The sequence below is a fragment of the Coprococcus comes ATCC 27758 genome, assembly GCF_025149785.1.
GTDB classification, from domain to species: domain Bacteria; phylum Bacillota; class Clostridia; order Lachnospirales; family Lachnospiraceae; genus Allocoprococcus; species Allocoprococcus comes.
This window is the reverse complement of sequence record NZ_CP102277.1, coordinates 722955-742211: the sequence shown is the minus strand read 5'-3', so window position 1 is coordinate 742211 and position 19257 is coordinate 722955. Positions and strand designations below refer to the sequence as shown.

At 42.2% G+C, this 19257-nt stretch carries 12 protein-coding genes, 1 tRNA gene and 3 rRNA genes; 4 read left to right on the top strand and 12 right to left on the bottom strand.

The genetic code is table 11. From position 1 onward, the window contains the following. Positions 1 to 323: 323 nt before the first annotated feature. The 3 genes from NQ556_RS03885 to NQ556_RS03875 form a co-directional block, all read right to left on the bottom strand. Positions 324 to 911 carry a cytidylate kinase-like family protein gene (locus tag NQ556_RS03885; RefSeq protein ID WP_022219921.1) on the bottom strand — a complete coding sequence of 196 codons (588 nt, stop codon included), beginning with the start codon at positions 909 to 911 and terminating at the stop codon, positions 324 to 326. Between the two features lie 13 nt (positions 912 to 924). Continuing rightward, positions 925 to 2292, bottom strand: coding sequence for an MATE family efflux transporter (locus NQ556_RS03880; protein WP_008370873.1), 1368 nt, complete (start codon positions 2290 to 2292; stop codon positions 925 to 927). 240 nt (positions 2293 to 2532) lie between these two features. Next, positions 2533 to 2603: transfer RNA gene (locus NQ556_RS03875), tRNA-Gly, on the bottom strand. Positions 2604 to 2794: 191 nt separating this feature from the next. Between NQ556_RS03875 and NQ556_RS03870 the strand changes: the two genes are divergently transcribed. Next, a complete protein-coding gene (locus tag NQ556_RS03870; RefSeq protein WP_044998702.1) occupies positions 2795 to 3619 on the top strand; it encodes a polysaccharide deacetylase family protein in 825 nt (274 codons plus the stop codon). 33 nt (positions 3620 to 3652) lie between these two features. On the opposite strand, the gene NQ556_RS03865 is transcribed toward NQ556_RS03870, so the two are convergent. Then, positions 3653 to 4447 (bottom strand): Cof-type HAD-IIB family hydrolase, encoded by a 795-nt coding sequence (locus NQ556_RS03865; protein WP_008370879.1) that lies wholly within the window; start codon positions 4445 to 4447, stop codon positions 3653 to 3655. Positions 4448 to 4624: 177 nt separating this feature from the next. Between NQ556_RS03865 and NQ556_RS03860 the strand changes: the two genes are divergently transcribed. Together NQ556_RS03860 and NQ556_RS03855 are read left to right on the top strand one after the other, a co-directional pair. Continuing rightward, positions 4625 to 4972, top strand: coding sequence for a DUF6465 family protein (locus tag NQ556_RS03860; protein WP_022219870.1), 348 nt, complete (start codon positions 4625 to 4627; stop codon positions 4970 to 4972). Positions 4973 to 4983: 11 nt separating this feature from the next. Beyond that, positions 4984 to 5232, top strand: coding sequence for a hypothetical protein (locus tag NQ556_RS03855; RefSeq protein WP_008370883.1), 249 nt, complete (start codon positions 4984 to 4986; stop codon positions 5230 to 5232). Positions 5233 to 5291: 59 nt separating this feature from the next. Here the strand turns inward: NQ556_RS03855 and NQ556_RS03850 are convergent, their stop codons facing one another. The 5 genes from NQ556_RS03850 to NQ556_RS03830 are packed head-to-tail and all read right to left on the bottom strand — an operon-like array spanning position 5292 to position 12347. Then, entirely contained in the window at positions 5292 to 7127 is a 1836-nt protein-coding gene (locus NQ556_RS03850; RefSeq protein ID WP_204575837.1) for an alpha-amylase family protein, read from the bottom strand. A 2-nt stretch (positions 7128 to 7129) separates the two neighbouring features. Continuing rightward, a complete protein-coding gene (locus NQ556_RS03845) occupies positions 7130 to 9313 on the bottom strand; it encodes an alpha-galactosidase (protein WP_008370888.1) in 2184 nt (727 codons plus the stop codon). Between the two features lie 27 nt (positions 9314 to 9340). After that, on the bottom strand, positions 9341 to 10183 hold the full coding sequence (locus NQ556_RS03840; RefSeq protein WP_008370890.1) for a carbohydrate ABC transporter permease: 843 nt from the start codon (positions 10181 to 10183) through the stop codon (positions 9341 to 9343). Further along, positions 10183 to 11058: a carbohydrate ABC transporter permease gene (locus NQ556_RS03835; RefSeq protein ID WP_008370893.1), complete on the bottom strand. Its 876-nt coding sequence runs from the start codon at positions 11056 to 11058 to the stop codon at positions 10183 to 10185. The genes NQ556_RS03840 and NQ556_RS03835 overlap by 1 nt, the downstream gene beginning before the upstream one ends. Positions 11059 to 11072: 14 nt before the next feature. After that, positions 11073 to 12347, bottom strand: coding sequence for an ABC transporter substrate-binding protein (locus NQ556_RS03830; RefSeq protein WP_008370895.1), 1275 nt, complete (start codon positions 12345 to 12347; stop codon positions 11073 to 11075). A 292-nt stretch (positions 12348 to 12639) separates the two neighbouring features. Here NQ556_RS03830 and NQ556_RS03825 point away from each other — a divergent pair, with 292 nt between their 5' ends. Next, complete coding sequence (locus tag NQ556_RS03825; protein WP_008370897.1) at positions 12640 to 13491, top strand: AraC family transcriptional regulator; 852 nt, start codon at positions 12640 to 12642, stop codon at positions 13489 to 13491. A gap of 247 nt (positions 13492 to 13738) precedes the next feature. Here NQ556_RS03825 and NQ556_RS03820 read toward each other — a convergent pair. The 3 genes from NQ556_RS03820 to NQ556_RS03810 form a co-directional block, all read right to left on the bottom strand. Then, a 23S ribosomal RNA gene (locus NQ556_RS03820) occupies positions 13739 to 16625 on the bottom strand. A gap of 294 nt (positions 16626 to 16919) precedes the next feature. Beyond that, positions 16920 to 17037: ribosomal RNA gene (gene rrf / locus NQ556_RS03815) — 5S ribosomal RNA — on the bottom strand. Positions 17038 to 17165: 128 nt separating this feature from the next. Next, a 16S ribosomal RNA gene (locus tag NQ556_RS03810) occupies positions 17166 to 18696 on the bottom strand. The 16S, 23S and 5S rRNA genes sit together here, the layout of an rRNA operon. Positions 18697 to 19257: the final 561 nt, after the last annotated feature.

Here is a 19257-nt window from a genome sequence, read left to right as displayed (position 1 = left end):
TCATATTTTCTGACAAAATTTTGTACTTTGTTCCACTCTTTTCTAACTGTGCTTTATACTTTTCACACTCCTGTACAATCGCTTTTTTTTGCATACTCTGTCGTTTCTCCATCATGATTTGAAAAAGCAATGTCTAAGTGATACAAGCTGCTTTAATTCTTTTCATTATAACTACATCTCTTTCAATTTAAAGATACGTCACATAGAAAAAGGGATCCTTCACTCAGTAAATTTGAATGAAATGATCCCTAATTTTCATGTAAATCGTACTTGGTTTTACAATACTAATTATACTTTATTTTTTGAAAAATGTAAGCAAATTTTTATTTTGCACACTCAATAATTATCGCTTCACATCTGTCATATCCAAGCTGTGAGCTGTTCAGACACAGCGTATAATTGCTCGTTTTTCCCCATTTCTGATCCGTATAAAAATTATAATTCGTCATACGCCTTTTATCTGTATCTGCCATCATTTTGACAGCTTCCTTTTCTTCTACATTATATAACCCCATAATTCGCTTTGTTTTTTCCGGCATATCCCCATAGATAAATACATTCAGCACATCGTCCCTATCCTTCAGAATATAGTCTGCATTTCTTCCGATAATCACACAAGATTCCTTATCAGCCAGTTCTAAGATAACCTTTCTCTGTGCCTCATACACCATGTCTTCTACTGATTTTCCTGTAATATCACGTCCGGCAAATGCATATGCAAATAATCCTTTTTTCGGAGATAATTCTGCATTTTTCTGAACATACTCCGGTGACAAACCGGACTTCTCTGCAATGTCATTAATAATATTTTTATCATAATAAGCAATCCCAAGTTTCTTCGCTACTTTTTCTCCGATGAAACGTCCACCGCTTCCAAATTCTCTACTGATTGTAATAATTCTTTTCGCCATCTCTGATTCCTCCTTAATTCAAAACATCTACTTTATTTTTTCTGATTCTCTTTAAAAATACATAACCTGCAAAACATGAAACTATTTCAGTAATCGGAAATGACCACCAGATTAATGAAATGCCCATCTGTCCATTTCTGACAAACATAGAAAAAATTCCGGCCAGCGGCAGTATAATAATGAGCTGTCTCAAAAGCGAAATAACAAGGGACTCTATACCACCATTCAGTGCCTGATAAATACCCTGATAAGCAATATTGATGCCTGCAAACAAAAAGCTGACTGAGATTATTCTCATTGCTTCAATAAAATATTCTCTTGACTGTCCCGCATTAAACAGCGTTGCAAATACTCCGGGGAAAATCTCTGTGATTGTAATTCCCAGAATCATTAACACAATTATATAGATCAGACCATATTTGATTCCATCCTGAATTCTCTTTTTACTTCTCATTCCATAAGCAAATGCAATGATCGGGGTGATCGCATCTCGCAGACCAAAAGCGAGAAACAGTACAAACTGCTGAACTTTATAAAATAATCCATAGGCTGTCTGTGCTGCTGGATTGAACTTCAGGATCAGATTCATCACATAAACCATAATGGACATCAATGCCTGTGCAATGATTGCCGGAAGTCCGATTTTATAGATTTCTTTGATAATTCCGCCATCCGGCTTCATGTATTTTGCCCCATGCTCGAATTCCTTATTGAATTTGATATGAAAGATAAGCAATAATACTGCGGATGCTACCTGACCAATTACAGTTGCATAAGCTGCACCTTTCACTCCCATTTCCGGGCAAGGACCAATACCATAAATCATGATCGGATCAAGGATAATATTTACAACGGCTCCAACCACCTGACCAATTGTGGAATAAAGAGAACGACCTGTTGCCTGTAATAACTTTTCAAATAAAGAAAAGAAAATAATACCAAAAGAGATTACGCAGCATATCCTCAGATAGCTGACTCCCATCTCCAATACTTCTGTATCTACTGTCTGTGATGAAATATATGCTTTCACCCCAAAGATACCAAACAGTAAGCAGACCACATAAATGATCACTCCAAGAAACAGACTGTTTCCTGCTACCTTTGCTGCTTTTTTACTATTCCCTTGACCAAGTGTCCTTGCCAGAAGTGCATTGGTTCCGACACCCGTTCCGATTCCTACTGCGACCATAAGCATCTGAACCGGGAATACCAAAGTCAATGCATTTAATGCTGCCTCACTGCCTACTCTCATATTTCCTACAAATGCACTGTCTACAATGTTATAGACTGCCTGCAATGCCATAGATAGGATCATCGGGATTCCCATCTGGACCATCAGCTTATTTACCGGCATCTCCTTCATCTTGTTGCTTTCCGCCATTTTTTAAACTCCTTTCTTTTTGGCACAAAAAAAGTGCGCACCTTGTCATATAAGCTGGACTTACGCTGACACGCTACACACTTTTTCATGGCGATATTGATTTTTGCAAAATGAAAACGAGTAGCTGGTAAACTGGATTTACGCTTACTTGCTACTCGTTTCTTGTAATTATATTTCCTCTTTTTCAAAAAGTCAAACAAAATTTTCCTTACATTCTCTCTTCTTTTTACGCATAACAAAAGCGGGTGATGGGAATCGAACCCACGTATCCAGCTTGGAAGGCTGGTGTTCTACCATTGAACTACACCCGCGTCTTAAAGACAAATAATATGATATCACATCTCAGAAAAAATGCAAGCCTTTTTTTTATTTTTTGATCACTTTTATTACTTTTTGTCCACTTTATTTTCTGACCGCTATTTTATCTATTTCGGTTCTTTTCCTTCCATTTCCACATATATTTTATCAATCACCTGTTTTCTATCCGATCGGAGTTCCTTTTATGTTTTCCAGATTAAAATCAAAAAATATTATACGGATCTGTTTTCTTTTCCTTGCGGCTTTCTTTGTGGGAACCGGCGCTGCATTTCTGCATGATCATTTCTTTCCAGCCGCTGTTCCCACCTCTTCTGAAGGCAACTGGGGACTCAGCTTCCAAACGGATGGGGATCCCCCTGTCGGCAATGCCACATTTGACGAGTTGAAAAAATTTGATGCCTTTTACGCACAGGACACCGGCGAAAAGGTAATCTACCTTACTTTCGATGCCGGTTATGAAAATGGAAATACACCGGCTATTCTGGAAGCTCTTACGAAACATCAGGCTCCGGCAACGTTCTTCGTCGTCGGCACACTTCTGGAAAGCAATCCAGAACTTATCAAACAGATCCTCGCTGCCGGTAACACCATCGGCAACCACACCTGGCATCACAAAGACATGTCACAGATTTCTACAATGGAATCCTTTTCTGAAGAAATCCAGACAGTTGAAAAACTGTATCAGCAGATCACCGGACAGGAAATTTCCAGATTTTATCGTCCACCACAAGGCAAATACAGCGAAGCCAACCTGAAAATGGCACAGGATCTTGGCTATCATACCTTCTTCTGGAGTCTCGCCTACGTCGACTGGTATCAGGATAGCCAGCCATCCCACGAAGAGGCTTTTGAAAAGCTGCTTGGGAGGATCCATCCCGGTGCCATCGTTTTACTCCACAGTACATCCTCTACAAACGCTGAAATCTTAGATGAACTTCTCACCAAATGGGAAGAAATGGGTTATCATTTTGCTTCTCTTGATGACCTTATAAAAGCTACTGCATCTTAGGAATTTTTCTCTGTCACTTTATCGAAGGATTCTCTAATCGATCAGTCCATATTTCTTCATCGCATAAGCAATTCCATCTTCTTCAACGGTCTTTGTAACAAATTCTGTATAAGGTTCCAGCACCTGGTCATGCGCGCCCATCGCAATCGCATGCCCGGCATGCCGGAACATTGCCAGATCATTGCTGCTGTCTCCAAATGCATATGACTGATCTCTCGTCATTCCAAAATGCTCCAGTACCCAGTCAATCGCAGTTCCTTTTGTATAGCCCTTGAGGATACATTCAAACGTATTACTTCCACGGTCGATTACTTCCATATCATCTTTGATAAATTCAAAAAATGCTTTTACATCACTTTTTTCATCCGTATAAATAAAGATTTTATCATATGGACATCTTCTCTGCTCCATATAACGCTCGATTCCAAGTCCACGGTTATTCATGTGTTTTTTTGTATTTTCCAATCTGTCAAATCTTGAAACTCTTGAAGTGAAATACACATCTTCTGCTCCCTCAAAAATCCCATCAATCTGACATTTTGTCATATAATCAGCGATCTCATCGCCCCTCTCCGGATCCAGATGCTTTTCAAAAATAATTTCTTCATCAAATGTAAAATAAATCCCACATCCACACAAATATCCATCAAATGGAAGTTTTTTCAGTTCCACCGGAACACTGCAGTATGTTCTTCCTGTATTGATAAATAAAAAATGTCCTGCGTCGTGTGCCCTTTTAAGTGCATCTACCGTACTTGCGGGAATCTCTTTTGTAATCTCACTGAGTACGGTCCCATCAATATCAAAAAATAATGCTGCTCTATTCATTCTACCTTTTCCTCCCGGTTATACTCCAATTACACGATACTCATTATACTCATATTTCACCATTATGCGCAACCCTTTTTCATTTTCTGCAAAATATCTGTGATAAATACCATTTTGACTTCTCCATATAAAAGTAATATAATAGATGTTGTACAATTTGAAAAAGGGGTAATAATAATGAATAAAAGAATCGATAAGAAAAAACAGAAAAGAACACTTGAATCAGCAGTAACTGCTACAGCTACATCATCAGCACCGGCTACAGCAACTCCTGTTGTAGAGATAAAAGAAGTTGTAAAAGAAGTCAAAGTACCAGTAGAAGTTCCTGCCAAAAATCCTGCATTTTATGTTCAGTACCAGAGTGCAGAATATACTGTAGCCGCTATCACAGAACGTGTGATCGCTGACTGCAATGCAAAGGGACACGCTGTAGAAAATCCGGAAGCTCTCTCCATTTATCTGAAACCAGAAGATAAAAAAGCATATTACACCCTTGGAGGGTTCAATGGATATATTGAATTATAAAGGAGTATTTTATGGCGCTTAACTTTCAACAGCTTGGAATGCTTGCAAAACTGAAATCCGCATTTTCCACTTTTCAACAGCAGCATCCTAAATTTATGCCTTTTATTCATGCAGTAAAAGGAGATGCATGCCGCAAAGACAGCATCATCGAAATCTCCGTCAAATCTCCGGAAGGACGGAATTATACCACTAATTTCCGTGTTACCGAAAAGGATTTGGAACTTATCCAGATGCTGAAAGATATGCAGGAAAACCAATAAAGTAAAAAAAGCAGGTAAGAAAGGATAAAATTTCTTACCTGCTCTTTTTCTATCTTACTTTAGCATTTCTTTGCTAATACAAAGGAATGGCCTTCCATTTTTATTGCCTGAAGGCTGACTTTTTTACCGGTATATAAATCCATATACTCTCCCTCTTCTTCGATCCAGGCTGTCCGGTCCTCTTCTGCGAAATTAAAAAGTGCTGTCATCTGCTCGCCCTCCAGTTCCCGCACAACTCCAAGGATTCCATTTTCCCAGGTATCAAGCGTCCAGACATTTGCCGATGCGTCAAATACTTTTTCCTTACTTCGGATGGATCTAAGTTTTCCAATTCCATCAAACAGTTCTTTTTGTACCGTTCCTTTTCTCTTTCGTCCGCCTGCCAGCTTCCAGTCAAATTTTCCTCTGTGGATATACCTGGAATCAACCCGTTTTTCCGGATCATTTTTATAAGTATAATCATTTACCTGACCAATCTCATCTCCACTGTAAAGCATTGGAATTCCGGATTGCACCATCATATATGCATGCAGCATCAGATCAAATCTGACTGCTCTTTTTTTCTTTTCTTCATTTTGTTCAAATCCGGCACTTTCAATTCCACACATGGAAGCTGTCGTTGCACAGAATCTGGCATCTCCTGTTATCGGATCTTCATTATAAAGTTCCCCGCGGCTCACACTTTCTGCGATCTTTCCCGTGAAGAAGTCATTCAGATATCTTTTGTGTGGGACTTCCTGCATTCCCCAACCAGAAAGAGTCTGGAAATCCAATCCCCATCCAATATCATCATGACATCTGAGGTAATTTAAGAAAGTATACTCTTTCGGAAGGTTGTTCATAATATCAAGCTGCATCCGTAAAAGTCTGGTATCTCTCGTCGCAACCGTATTCCATGTAGTAGCCATCATGGTTACATTATAAAGCATATGACATTCCGGCTTTTCTATGGTACCAAAATAAGGAACTACTTTTTCCGGTTCCATCACGACTTCCCCTAATAATACAACCGACGGACACACAATCTCCCCGATCATACGCATCATCCTGACTATCGTGTGTACCTGTGGAAGATTTCTGCAGCTTGTCCCCATTTCCTTCCAGATATAAGGAACTGCATCGATCCGCAGAATGTCAATCCCCTGATTGACCAGGAAAAGGAAATTATACATCATTTCGTTAAACACCCTCGGATTCTTATAATTCAGATCCCACTGGTAAGGATAAAAGGTAGTCAACACGTAGTGTCCGATTTCAGGAAGCCAGGTGAAATTCCCCGGTGCAGTTTCCGGAAATACCTGTGGCACTGTTTTCTCATATTCTCTGACATAGTTTTCATTGTCACAGAAAAAATACCGGCTCATATATTCGCCTTCACCCATTCTTGCCTTCTGTGCCCATTCATGATCTTCGGAAGTATGGTTCATTACAAAATCCATACACAGATTCATGTCTTTTTCGTGGCAGGCTTCAGCCAGATCTGCAAGGTCTTCTATGGTTCCAAGTTCCGGCTTTACTTTTCTGAAATCCGCAACCGCATAGCCTCCATCGGATCTTCCCTTTGGCGAATCGAGAAACGGCATCAGATGAACACAGTTTACACCACATTCTTCCAGATACTTAAGCTTTCCTTTGACTCCTCTTAAATTTCCGGCGAAATTATCAATATACAGCATCATTCCCAGCATGTTTTTTTTTCGATACCACGCCTGATCCTTTTCCTTCTCCAGATCTCTCTTTCGAAGTTTCGTATTTCTTGCATGATAGTAATTCTGCATCTGTTCACAGAGTTCTGCAAACATTGCTTCATTATCATATAATTCCATATAGAGCCAGCGAAGCTCATCCATATGCTTCGCCAGTCTCTTTTCAAAAATATCATTTGTTTTTCTCATTTTTACTCGACCATTTCCAGATAAATCTGATATGCTTTGTACTCACCAAATTCAAGCGGCATCGGAATTCCAACTTCCATCAGCGCCTCTGCCGGATAAATTTTTCCAGTATTTGAATCTTTATAGAATTGTCCGGCACACAGACCTTTCATTTTTACATAATTTACTGTCATGTTTCCATGGATTTCAAGCATAACTACATTTACAAGTACTTCTTTCCCATCTTCTGATGCAAATTCCCATGCACCGATTTCTTCTGCGAATGGATTACTCAGTCGATAGTAAAGTCCATTTTGTACAAGCTGTGCATATTTTTTGTATTCTACTATCTGTTCCCTGATCTCTCTGCGCTCTTCATCTGTCATTTTCGCCGGATCCAATTCATAGCCGAAGGTTCCTGCCATGGCACAGACACCTCTTGTATGGAGTGATGTCTTTCTTCCTGTCTGATGATTCGGAACTGCAGATACGTGAGATCCAACTGCAGATACCGGATACCCAAAGGATGTTCCGTATTGGATCCTTACACGATCCACTGCATCGGTATTGTCACTGCACCAGATCTGTGGTGTATAATACAGCATTCCCGCGTCAAAACGACCTCCACCACCACTGCAGCCTTCGATCAGAAGGTCTGGATAGCGGCTTATAATACGCTCCAGGAAATCATAAAGTCCAAGCATGTAGTCATACTGCACACTGCCCTGTTCTTCTGCTGTCATAGAATATACTTCTGCCATACTTCGGTTCATATCCCATTTTACATATTCGATATTTCCCTGATCGAGCACCTGACACATCTGCTCATAAACAGCATCCACAACTTCTTTTCTCGAAAAATCAAGGAGCAGCTGGTTTCTTCCTTTTACCGGTTTTCTTCCCGGAATCTGAATTGCCCAGTCCGGATGTTCACGGTAAAGATCACTGTCTTCATTTACCATCTCCGGCTCAAACCAGAGCCCGAATTTAACACCTAACGCATTGATCCTGCTGATCAGGTCACCAAGACTTCCCTGCAGCTTTTTTTCATTAACCTTCCAGTCGCCAAGTCCACTGTTGTCATCATTTCGACTTCCAAACCATCCATCGTCCAGTACAACCATATCGATTCCCAGATCCTTTGCCTGCTCGGCAAGATGATAGATATCTTCTCCCGTAAAATCAAAATAGCATGCTTCCCAACTGTTGATCAGTACCGGTCTTACTTTTTCTTTATATTTTCCGCGACACAGATTTTTACGGATACATCTCTGCAGATTCTGGGAAAGCTTTTCAAGTCCCTGATTGCTGCAAGTTAAAATAACTTCAGGGATCACAAATTCCTCTCCTTTTTTCAGTGGATAAGAAAACTGTTCTTCCTGCAGTCCCATCTGCATTCTTGTCTGCCCGAACTGATCCTTTTCTACTTCTGCTTTAAATCCTCCGCTGTATACAAAAGACATTCCATAACAGATACCGGCATCTTCTGTCGTTTCTTTTTCTGCCAGTATCAGCATCGGATTGTACTGATGGCTGGATGTTCCTCTGCGGCTTCCAATTACAAAAGCTCCATGTCCTACCGATGTTCTTTGCATATTTCTTTCCATCGCATGGCGGCCGTAAAATGAAATCACATCAAACTCACCGTGAAGGAAATCAATACAGGCTGCCTGTGCTTTTGTCAGTCTGATTTTATCTTCTTCTGTATTGATCACTTTTGCACTTCTTGTGATCACATCATACTCCGGAAGAACTCCATAAAGTAATTCTACCTGTAATCCTGTCACCTGATCTTTCATATAAATGATCAGAGTCTGGGCTTCCTCTTCAGCAGCATAAACTGCCGGAAGTCCCTTCAAATTGTATTTTCCATCACAAATCTCATATCCCTGATATCTAAGATCGCATCCAAAAGAACCATCTGCATTTACAAGATCAAGCACCGGACTCCTGAAATCTCCTGTCAGGCGGCATGGAAATTCCTGCGGCAGCACATCAAGGGAATATGTTCTGTCATTTCCTGTATCCTGCGGATTTCCTGAGAAGCCACGGTCTGCATAGGTCAGAAGATAGTCCATAACTCCATCTGTCTTTCTTCCATAATATAAATGCAGTAAAAATCCATATGCATCAATTTGCATCTGATACGTTGTATTTTGGGTATGTAATGTAAATGTTTTTGCTTTCTCGTTGTATATGATTCCCATATTCTTCTCCTTAAGCTTCTGTCAAATTTATTTTACTGCGCCATTTACAACACCGTTCAGAATCTGTTTCTGACAGATCAGATAGAAAATCAAAATCGGAAGCAGTGCCAGTAAATAGGATGCAAATGCAAGATTATAATTGGTTCCAAATTGTGTCTGGAATGTCATCTGTGCAAGTGGCAGTGTGTTCACATCACTACCTGCCAGAATTACAAGTGGTGTCATAACATCATTCCATGTACCAAGTGCTGTAAGTACCGCTACTGTTGCATGCATCGGTTTCATGATTGGGAAAATAACGCTCCAGTAAGTTTTCCAGGTTGTTGCCCCGTCTACATGTGCAGCCTCTTCCAGTGCCATCGGAATATTTTTCAGATAACCGGAGTATAAGAGCACATTCATCGGCATATAAAATACAAGATAACACAAAATAACACCGAAAATATTGTCAATTCTCATCTGTGCTGTCTGCTTCACAAGTGGCATCATCAAAATTGCAAATGGAACAAACATACCGCTTACAATATAAAGATAGGCTACTTTGTAAAATTTACTGGTACTTTTACTTCTTCCGATCACATAACCGATCATAGAATGAATCAGAATGGAAAGAACTACCGTTACAATCGTTATCAGCACACTGTTGCCCAGTGAATGCCAGAAATCTGTTACACGCATTGCTTCTGCAAAGTTAGAAAAGCTCCAGCTTTTTGGCAGTGATAAGATTCCGGAAATACTGTTTGTCATTTCCGACGGTTTCTTAAATGCAATCACAACTGTAAGATAAAGAGGAAAAATAACGGTTACAAGACCCAGAATCAATAAAATTGTGATTGGCCAGTTTACTCTTTCTTTCACCTTTACTTTCATTATAACTGTTCCTCCTTATTTCCCAAAAAGTTCATCTGTAATACAGAGATCACAACGATCACTACAAAGAACACAACTGCATTGGCACTCTGGAACCCAAACTGTCCTCCGGCCATACCATTGTTATAAATCAAAAATGAAATTGATTCTGTACTCTGCGCCGGACCTCCTTTGGTAAGAGCCATGATCTGATCAAATACCATCAGAAAATTCTTCATACAAAGTACCATATTGATGGTAAAGAATGGAAGGATCAGTGGAAATGTCAGATTCTTGAATTTTTTCCATCCGGTCGCTCCATCAAGAGAACCTGCTTCGTATACATCCTCCGGTACCGTCTGAAGTCCGGAAATATAAATAATCGTATTCATTGCAACAGACTGCCATGCACATACAATTACGATCGCAACCCATGCCCATTTTGAGCTTGCCAGGATACTGTCACCTTTTCCGCCCATCATTTTTACAACTGCCGGAAGAATATAAGTGAAAAAGTAATTGAAAATATAGCCCACTACAAGTGCTCCTAAAATATTTGGAACGAAATACATTCCTCTGAGTGCACTTTTAAATTTAATTTTACTGTTTAATCCAAGAGCTAAAACAAGACTTAACACATTTACAACTATTGTTGCAACAATTGCAAGCTTGAATGTAAACAGGTAGGATTTCCCGACTCTTGCATCAGTAAATAAGTCTGTATAATTCCGAATACCTACCCAGTCAAACTCGCCATATCCTCGAAAATTTGTAAAACTATAAATAACACCTTTAATAAGTGGCAGCGTATTAAAGCAGAAAAACAACGCAAGTATCGGTATCGTAATCAGTAAAAATGTCCGCTCTCTGCCATTCATCCTTTTCAATTTATTCATGATCTGTATCCCTCCTACTTGCCTGCTTCATAATCTTCCATCATACGAATGATATCCCTGTTATATCTGATCCAGTCTTTGTCAAATTTTTTCAGGAATGCGTCAACATCCTGGTTTATGAGAAATGTCTGGATTTGTGCATCGACTGCCATTTCTGACGGATAATAGTGATCCTGGTAATCCGCCATACGGTTATCCTGAATATATGGTTTCATATCTTCCAGTTCCGGAGCTAATGCAAAATCTTCGTCTTTACAAGGCACCGCATTCTGTGCATCTAAGTATGACTGGATACTATCATGATCCATCAGGAAATCAAGTACTTCATATGCCGCTTCTTTATTTTTACATGCATCCATCACGCAGAACTGAAGGTCTACTCCTGAATTTAATACATTGTCCTCTTCAGAATCATTAGCCGGCATAACAAAGGATCCGATATTCATATCCGGATTTACAGATTTGATCTGCGGAATTGCATAGCTTCCGATTGTATACATCGCTGATTCACCATTTGCAAATGCAGTACATGCATCGTTGTATCCGTATCCAAACGGTCCATCTTCACCATAATTTAACAATTCAAGCATTTTTTCTGCCACTTGCGGATATTCTTTGGAGAAGGTTGTTTCTCCCTTATTCACCTGCTGACAAACATCGGATGGTGCAAGTCCGACTGCAAGGGCATTCCAAGGTGCAAGGCAGGTCCAGGTATCTTTATATCCAAAATAAAGTGGATGGATTCCTTCATTCTGAATCTCCTCGCAAAGAGAAATAAATTCATCCCAGGTCTGCGGAATCTCCCATCCATGCTCTGCAAACATATCTTTGTTATAGAGCACTCCTGCCGCATTTGCCACATACGGAAGCCCATATGTTCCTTCTGTCGGAACAAACTCCAATCCTTCAATAATATCCAGATAAGCAGGTTTTACCTCACCAAGTCCTTCATAATCTGAAAGGTCAGCCAGTATTCCTGAATCAACAAAATACGAATAATTGATATCTCCTCCGATTCCGATAATATCCGGATAATCTTCTCTGATAAAACGTGTTTTCAAAATTGTTGTCGCATCATTTGGGGAAGAAATTTTCAAATGGATATCATCATGTGTTTCATTAAATTCTTTTTCAAGCTGTTCAAATATATCTACCGCCTCCGGTTTGTACTGAACAAGTTCAATTTCCACTTTTCCGCTTTTTGGATTTTGCTGACATCCCTGTAATACTGCTGATGCCATCAGAATACAGGACATTCCCAAAACAATTGCTGCTCTTTTCCTTCTCATTTTTTCTCCTTCCTCACAGGTATATTCATTTTTAGTTACCGCTCGATATATCAAGTGCTTTCTTTATAGTTGTATAATAACATACCATTATGCGACTATAAATATCATTTTATTTGAATTTTTATTCCAAAATGCTATTATTTTCTTCTTTTTTGCTAAATGCATAGCATTTTGGTATATTTTAGTTGCAATCTATTTATTAAATCAGTAGAATAAATATATATATCAACTGACTTAACATCTGCTAAACATCATTTTTTCACGGCAGAGCACCTATGAGAAAGGAATTATTATGAAAGAACTTATGTTTTCAGTATTTCCAAGCGAGAATTTTGTCGATCTTGGATTGTATCAGTTTGGTTACGAACAATGTGAACCGGCGCATAGTTTTGGTCCTGCCGTCCGTAATCATTTTCTTTTTCACTACATTATCTCCGGCACCGGAATTTTAATGGCAAATGATTCTCACGGTGTAACACAGACCTATCACGTAAAAAGTGGCCAGGGCTTTATGATTTTCCCCGGTCAGATCAATACTTATATCTCTGATGAAAAACTCCCATGGGAATATACATGGATTGAATTTGACGGACTACGTGCAAAGGAAACCATTGAACTTTCCGGACTTAGTTTGGATAATCCGATTTATAAAGCTACTTCTAAGGATCTGCGTGAAATACTGAAAGAAGAACTTCTCTATATTGCAAGTCACGGAGACGCTACACCATTTCACCTGATCGGGCATCTCTATCTTGCAATTGATGCTCTTATTCGTTCTACTTCCATCATGCAGACATCGAAAATCAGCCGTCTTCAGGATTTTTATATCCATGAAGCCCTATCTTATATAGAGCAGAATTTCCAAAACGATATTTCTGTCGAAAACATCGCTGCTGTATGCGGATTAAACCGCAGTTATTTCGGAAAAATTTTCAAAGACGGAATTGGAAAATCTCCTCAGGAATTTTTGTTGAATTATAGAATGATTAAAGCTGCTGAATTATTAAAACTGACAAAGCTTTCCATTAAAGATGTAGGAAATGCAGTCGGTTATCCCAACCAATTACATTTTTCCAGAGCATTTAAAAATATTTATGGAATATCGCCAAGAGACTGGCGTAATCAGAACAGACTTAAACAATAATAGAAAAAGAATGCTGCAGTTCAGACTGTGCATTCTATTTTTATTATTTAATATGTAATAATAAAGAATGTGCCTGGGTTAGTAGTGCCTTTTATTTAACAGGAAGTTCCTACGGATTTTGCTATGCAATAAAAAAACTGCAAACCCTTACGGTCTACAGCTCCCTTACTTTCTACATGTACCTTCAAAACCACATACAAATTTAAATCTTTACTCCATCCATTCTTCCTTACCCTGTCCTACCTTCTTGGTTATGCCCTCGACCGATTAGTAACAGTCAGCTCCATGCATTACTGCACTTCCACCTCTGCCCTATCTACCTTGTCGTCTTCAAGGGGTCTTACAACTTACGTTGGGATATCTCATCTTGAGGGGGGCTTCACGCTTAGATGCCTTCAGCGTTTATCCCTTCCTGACTTGGCTACTCTGCCATGCTCCTGGCGGAACAACAGATACACCAGCGGTCAGTCCAGCCCGGTCCTCTCGTACTAAGGCCAGCTCCTCTCAAATATCCTACGCCCACGCCGGATAGGGACCGAACTGTCTCACGACGTTCTGAACCCAGCTCGCGTACCGCTTTAATGGGCGAACAGCCCAACCCTTGGGACCTACTTCAGCCCCAGGATGCGATGAGCCGACATCGAGGTGCCAAACCACTCCGTCGATGTGAACTCTTGGGAGTGATAAGCCTGTTATCCCCAGGGTAGCTTTTATCCGTTGAGCGATGGCAATCCCACTTTATACCACCGGATCACTAAGTCCTACTTTCGTACCTGCTCCACCCGTCGGTGTCGCAGTCAAGCTCCCTTCTGCCTTTGCACTCTTCGAATGGTTTCCAACCATTCTGAGGGAACCTTTGAGCGCCTCCGATACCCTTTCGGAGGCGACCGCCCCAGTCAAACTCCCCACCTGACATTGTCCCCCAGCCGGGTCACGGCTGCTGGTTAGAAATCCAATACTGCAAGGGTGGTATCCCAACAGCGGCTCCGCATCAACTGGCGTCAATGCTTCTTCGCCTCCCACCTATCCTGTACATACAATATCGAATCCCAGTATCAAGCTGGAGTAAAGCTCCATGGGGTCTTTCCGTCCTGGCGCAGGTAACCAGCATCTTCACTGGTATTTCAATTTCACCGGGTGCATTGTTGAGACAGTGCCCAAATCATTACGCCTTTCGTGCGGGTCGGAACTTACCCGACAAGGAATTTCGCTACCTTAGGACCGTTATAGTTACGGCCGCCGTTTACTGGGGCTTAAGTTCAAAGCTTCGCTTGCGCTAACCTCTCCCCTTAACCTTCCAGCACCGGGCAGGCGTCAGCCCATATACTTCACCTTACGGTTTTGCATAGACCTGTGTTTTTGCTAAACAGTTGCTTGGGCCAATTCTCTGCGGCCAGCTCTCACTGGCACTCCTTCTCCCGAAGTTACGGAGTCATTTTGCCGAGTTCCTTAACAATGCTTCTCCCGTCGGCCTTAGGATTCTCTCCTCACCTACCTGTGTCGGTTTACGGTACGGGTACAGTACAAACAATAGCGGCTTTTCTTGGCAGCTGGCTCACACATTTCCCTACTTCAGTTCGGTATGCATCACGTCTTCGGATTATAGAGCGGATTTGCCAACTCTACTCCTACCTCGCTTGCCGCGGGATTCCATTCCCGCTAGTGCTCTCCCTCTGCGTCCCCACAGTTCTGTTATACTGCAGTACAGGAATTTCAACCTGTTGTCCATCGGCTACGTCTTTCGACCTCACCTTAGGCCCCGACTTACCCAGAGCAGATCAGCTTTACTCTGGAAACCTTGGGTATTCGGCCGGAAGGATTCTCACCTTCCTCTCGCTACTCATTCCGGCATTCTCTCTTCTTAAAAGTCCACAGCTCCTTCCGGTACTGCTTCTTCCCTTTAAGAATGCTCCTCTACCAATTAACTACGTTAATTCCTGAGCTTCGGTAGTGTGTTTCAGCCCCGGACATTTTCGGCGCAGGACCTCTCGACCAGTGAGCTATTACGCACTCTTTTAATGTATGGCTGCTTCTAAGCCAACATCCTGGTTGTCTTTGAAATCCCACATCCTTTTCCACTTAACACACATTTTGGGACCTTAGCTGCAGGTCTGGGCTCTTTCCCTTTTGACTGCCCAACTTATCTCGTGCAGTCTGACTCCCATGAATCATCTTACTGGCATTCGGAGTTTGATATCCTTTGGTAAGCTTTGACGCCCCCGCGGGAATTCAGTGCTCTACCTCCAAAAGACTCTCATGAGGCTAGCCCTAAAGCTATTTCGAGGAGAACCAGCTATCTCCGGGTTCGATTGGAATTTCTCCCCTATCCACACCTCATCCCCACCCTTTTCAACGGATGTGGGTTCGGACCTCCATTGCCTTTTACGGCAACTTCATCCTGGACATGGATAGATCACCCGGTTTCGGGTCTACTCCATCTGACTTAACGCCCTATTAAGACTTGTTTTCACTTCGGCTCCATTCCTTAAGAACTTAACCTCGCCAGATGGCGTAACTCGCCGGACCGTTCTACAAAAAGTACGCGGTTCATCATATATAGATGTTCCACAGCTTGTAAACACAGGGTTTCAGGTTCTCTTTCACTCCCCTCCCGGGGTCCTTTTCACCTTTCCTTCACAGTACTATGCGCTATCGGTCACTAAGGAGTATTTAGCCTTACGGGGTGGTCCCCGCTCATTCCCACAAGGTTTCTCGTGTCTCGTGGTACTCTGGATCCCGCCTTGCTGACTCGTCTTTCGCTTACGGGGCTTTCACCCTCTCTGGCTGGCTTTCCCAAAACCATTCTGCTAAACTTATCAGATCAATTACGCGGTCCGAACCCCGGAATGCACGCATTCCGGTTTGGGCTCTTCCGTTTTCGCTCGCCGCTACTCACAGAATCACTTGTTGTTTTCTCTTCCTCCGGCTACTTAGATGTTTCAGTTCACCGGGTTCCCTTCCATACGTTATGGATTGGCGTATGGATGACTGGAGTCTGTCCAGCCGGGTTTCCCCATTCAGATATCTCCGGATCATCGGATATTTGCTCCTCCCCGAAGCTTTTCGCAGCTTATCACGTCTTTCATCGGCTCTTAGTGCCAAGGCATCCACCCTGCGCTCTTTCTAGCATAACCAACTCCCTTCTCCCACGGGAATGGGATCCGGTTACACATGCATAGCGTTGCATGCGTTGGTATTTCAGGTCGTTTTTTTACTTCGTTTTCTCGAAGATGTAAGTTAATCATTACCTTGCGGTGATGATCACCTCGGATGTCTTTCTCTATTTGAGAATTGATTTATTTTTGTATGCAGTTTTCAATGTACATGTCTGACTGATGTTTATCAGTCATCAGAAACCAAAATCCTTTTTAATCTCTGATCACTGGTAAAGATCAATTCATTTCTTTTTTCATATTAAACTTTTTATAATCTGGCGGCCACCTGCTCTCCCACACCGTCTCCAGTGCAGTACCATCGGCCGATCAGGTCTTAACCATCGTGTTCGAGATGGGAACGGGTGTGTCCCCTGACCGCATCGCCACCAGAAGTATTGAGTTCTTAGCGAAGTCTTTCTGAGCTTAGAACGAAAGCTGTTCTTTGAGCTCTGCGAAAAGAACTTCTTTTACTGATAACTCAACAATAGACAACATTCTTCCTTACTTCTTCTTCCTTAGAAAGGAGGTGATCCAGCCGCACCTTCCGATACGGCTACCTTGTTACGACTTCACCCCAGTTATCGGTCCCACCTTCGGCAGCTCCCTCCTTACGGTTGGGTCACTGACTTCGGGCGTTACCAACTCCCATGGTGTGACGGGCGGTGTGTACAAGACCCGGGAACGTATTCACCGCGACATGCTGATTCGCGATTACTAGCGATTCCAGCTTCATGTAGTCGAGTTGCAGACTACAATCCGAACTGAGACGTTATTTTTGAGATTTGCTTACCCTCGCAGGCTCGCTTCCCTTTGTTTACGCCATTGTAGCACGTGTGTAGCCCTGCTCATAAGGGGCATGATGATTTGACGTCATCCCCACCTTCCTCCAGGTTATCCCTGGCAGTCTCTCCAGAGTGCCCATCCGAATTGCTGGCTACTGAAGATAAGGGTTGCGCTCGTTGCGGGACTTAACCCAACATCTCACGACACGAGCTGACGACAACCATGCACCACCTGTCACCGGTGTTCCGAAGAAAAGGCGTCATTACACGCCGGTCACCGGGATGTCAAGAGCAGGTAAGGTTCTTCGCGTTGCTTCGAATTAAACCACATGCTCCACCGCTTGTGCGGGTCCCCGTCAATTCCTTTGAGTTTCATTCTTGCGAACGTACTCCCCAGGTGGACTACTTATTGCGTTTGCTGCGGCACCGAAGAGCTTTGCTCCCCGACACCTAGTAGTCATCGTTTACGGCGTGGACTACCAGGGTATCTAATCCTGTTTGCTCCCCACGCTTTCGAGCCTCAACGTCAGTCATCGTCCAGTAAGCCGCCTTCGCCACTGGTGTTCCTCCCAATATCTACGCATTTCACCGCTACACTGGGAATTCCACTTACCTCTCCGACACTCTAGCTGCATAGTTTCCAAAGCAGTCCCGGGGTTGAGCCCCGGGCTTTCACTTCAGACTTACACAGCCGTCTACGCTCCCTTTACACCCAGTAAATCCGGATAACGCTTGCACCATACGTATTACCGCGGCTGCTGGCACGTATTTAGCCGGTGCTTCTTAGTCAGGTACCGTCATTTTCTTCCCTGCTGATAGAGCTTTACATACCGAAATACTTCTTCGCTCACGCGGCGTCGCTGCATCAGGGTTTCCCCCATTGTGCAATATTCCCCACTGCTGCCTCCCGTAGGAGTTTGGGCCGTGTCTCAGTCCCAATGTGGCCGGTCACCCTCTCAGGTCGGCTACTGATCGTTGGCTTGGTAGGCCGTTACCCCACCAACTACCTAATCAGACGCGGGTCCATCTCATACCACCGGAGTTTTTCCCACCGAGCCATGCGGCTCCGTGGTCTTATGCGGTATTAGCAGTCATTTCTAACTGTTATCCCCCTGTATGAGGCAGGTTACCCACGCGTTACTCACCCGTCCGCCACTCAGTCACAAACCTCTTCATCCGAAGAATCAAAGATAAGTGCTTCGTTCGACTTGCATGTGTTAAGCACGCCGCCAGCGTTCATCCTGAGCCAGGATCAAACTCTCGTTAAAAATGTTTGTATCCGGGTCAGAATCGCTTGGCAATTCTGTTCCTGTTTACTGTTCTGGTTCGACATCTTTCGATGTCCGTTCTTGAAAAATCTCTTTAAAGAATTTTCAGGGTTTGTTGTCTATTGTTCAGTTATCAATGTTCTTTTTGTTGTTGCCGTTTCATGCGACAGCTTTTATATTATATCAAAGTGTTTCATGTTTGTCAACAACTTTTTTATTTCTTTTTTGCTGTTGTGAAGTAGTTCCTCACGTGACAGCTTTAATAGAATACCATATCCGTCTAAGCTTGTCAACAGCTTTTTGATTTCTTTTTGCAATTCACTTTTTTCAAAGTTTTCGTCTGAATATTCCCATACTCATGCTCGAATTTTTATGCAAAACTTTTTATTTTTCATCCGCTCTGCCTCTGCATGCCACTCCTTAGTCTCTGTCTCGACCAGCGAACATATGGTATCTTACCACGGCTTTCCTGAATTGTCAATGTTGTTTTTATATTTTGCGCAATTCAGAATATTCTGACATCAGTTCAGCCATCCGTATAGTCAGACGGATTTCATGCTC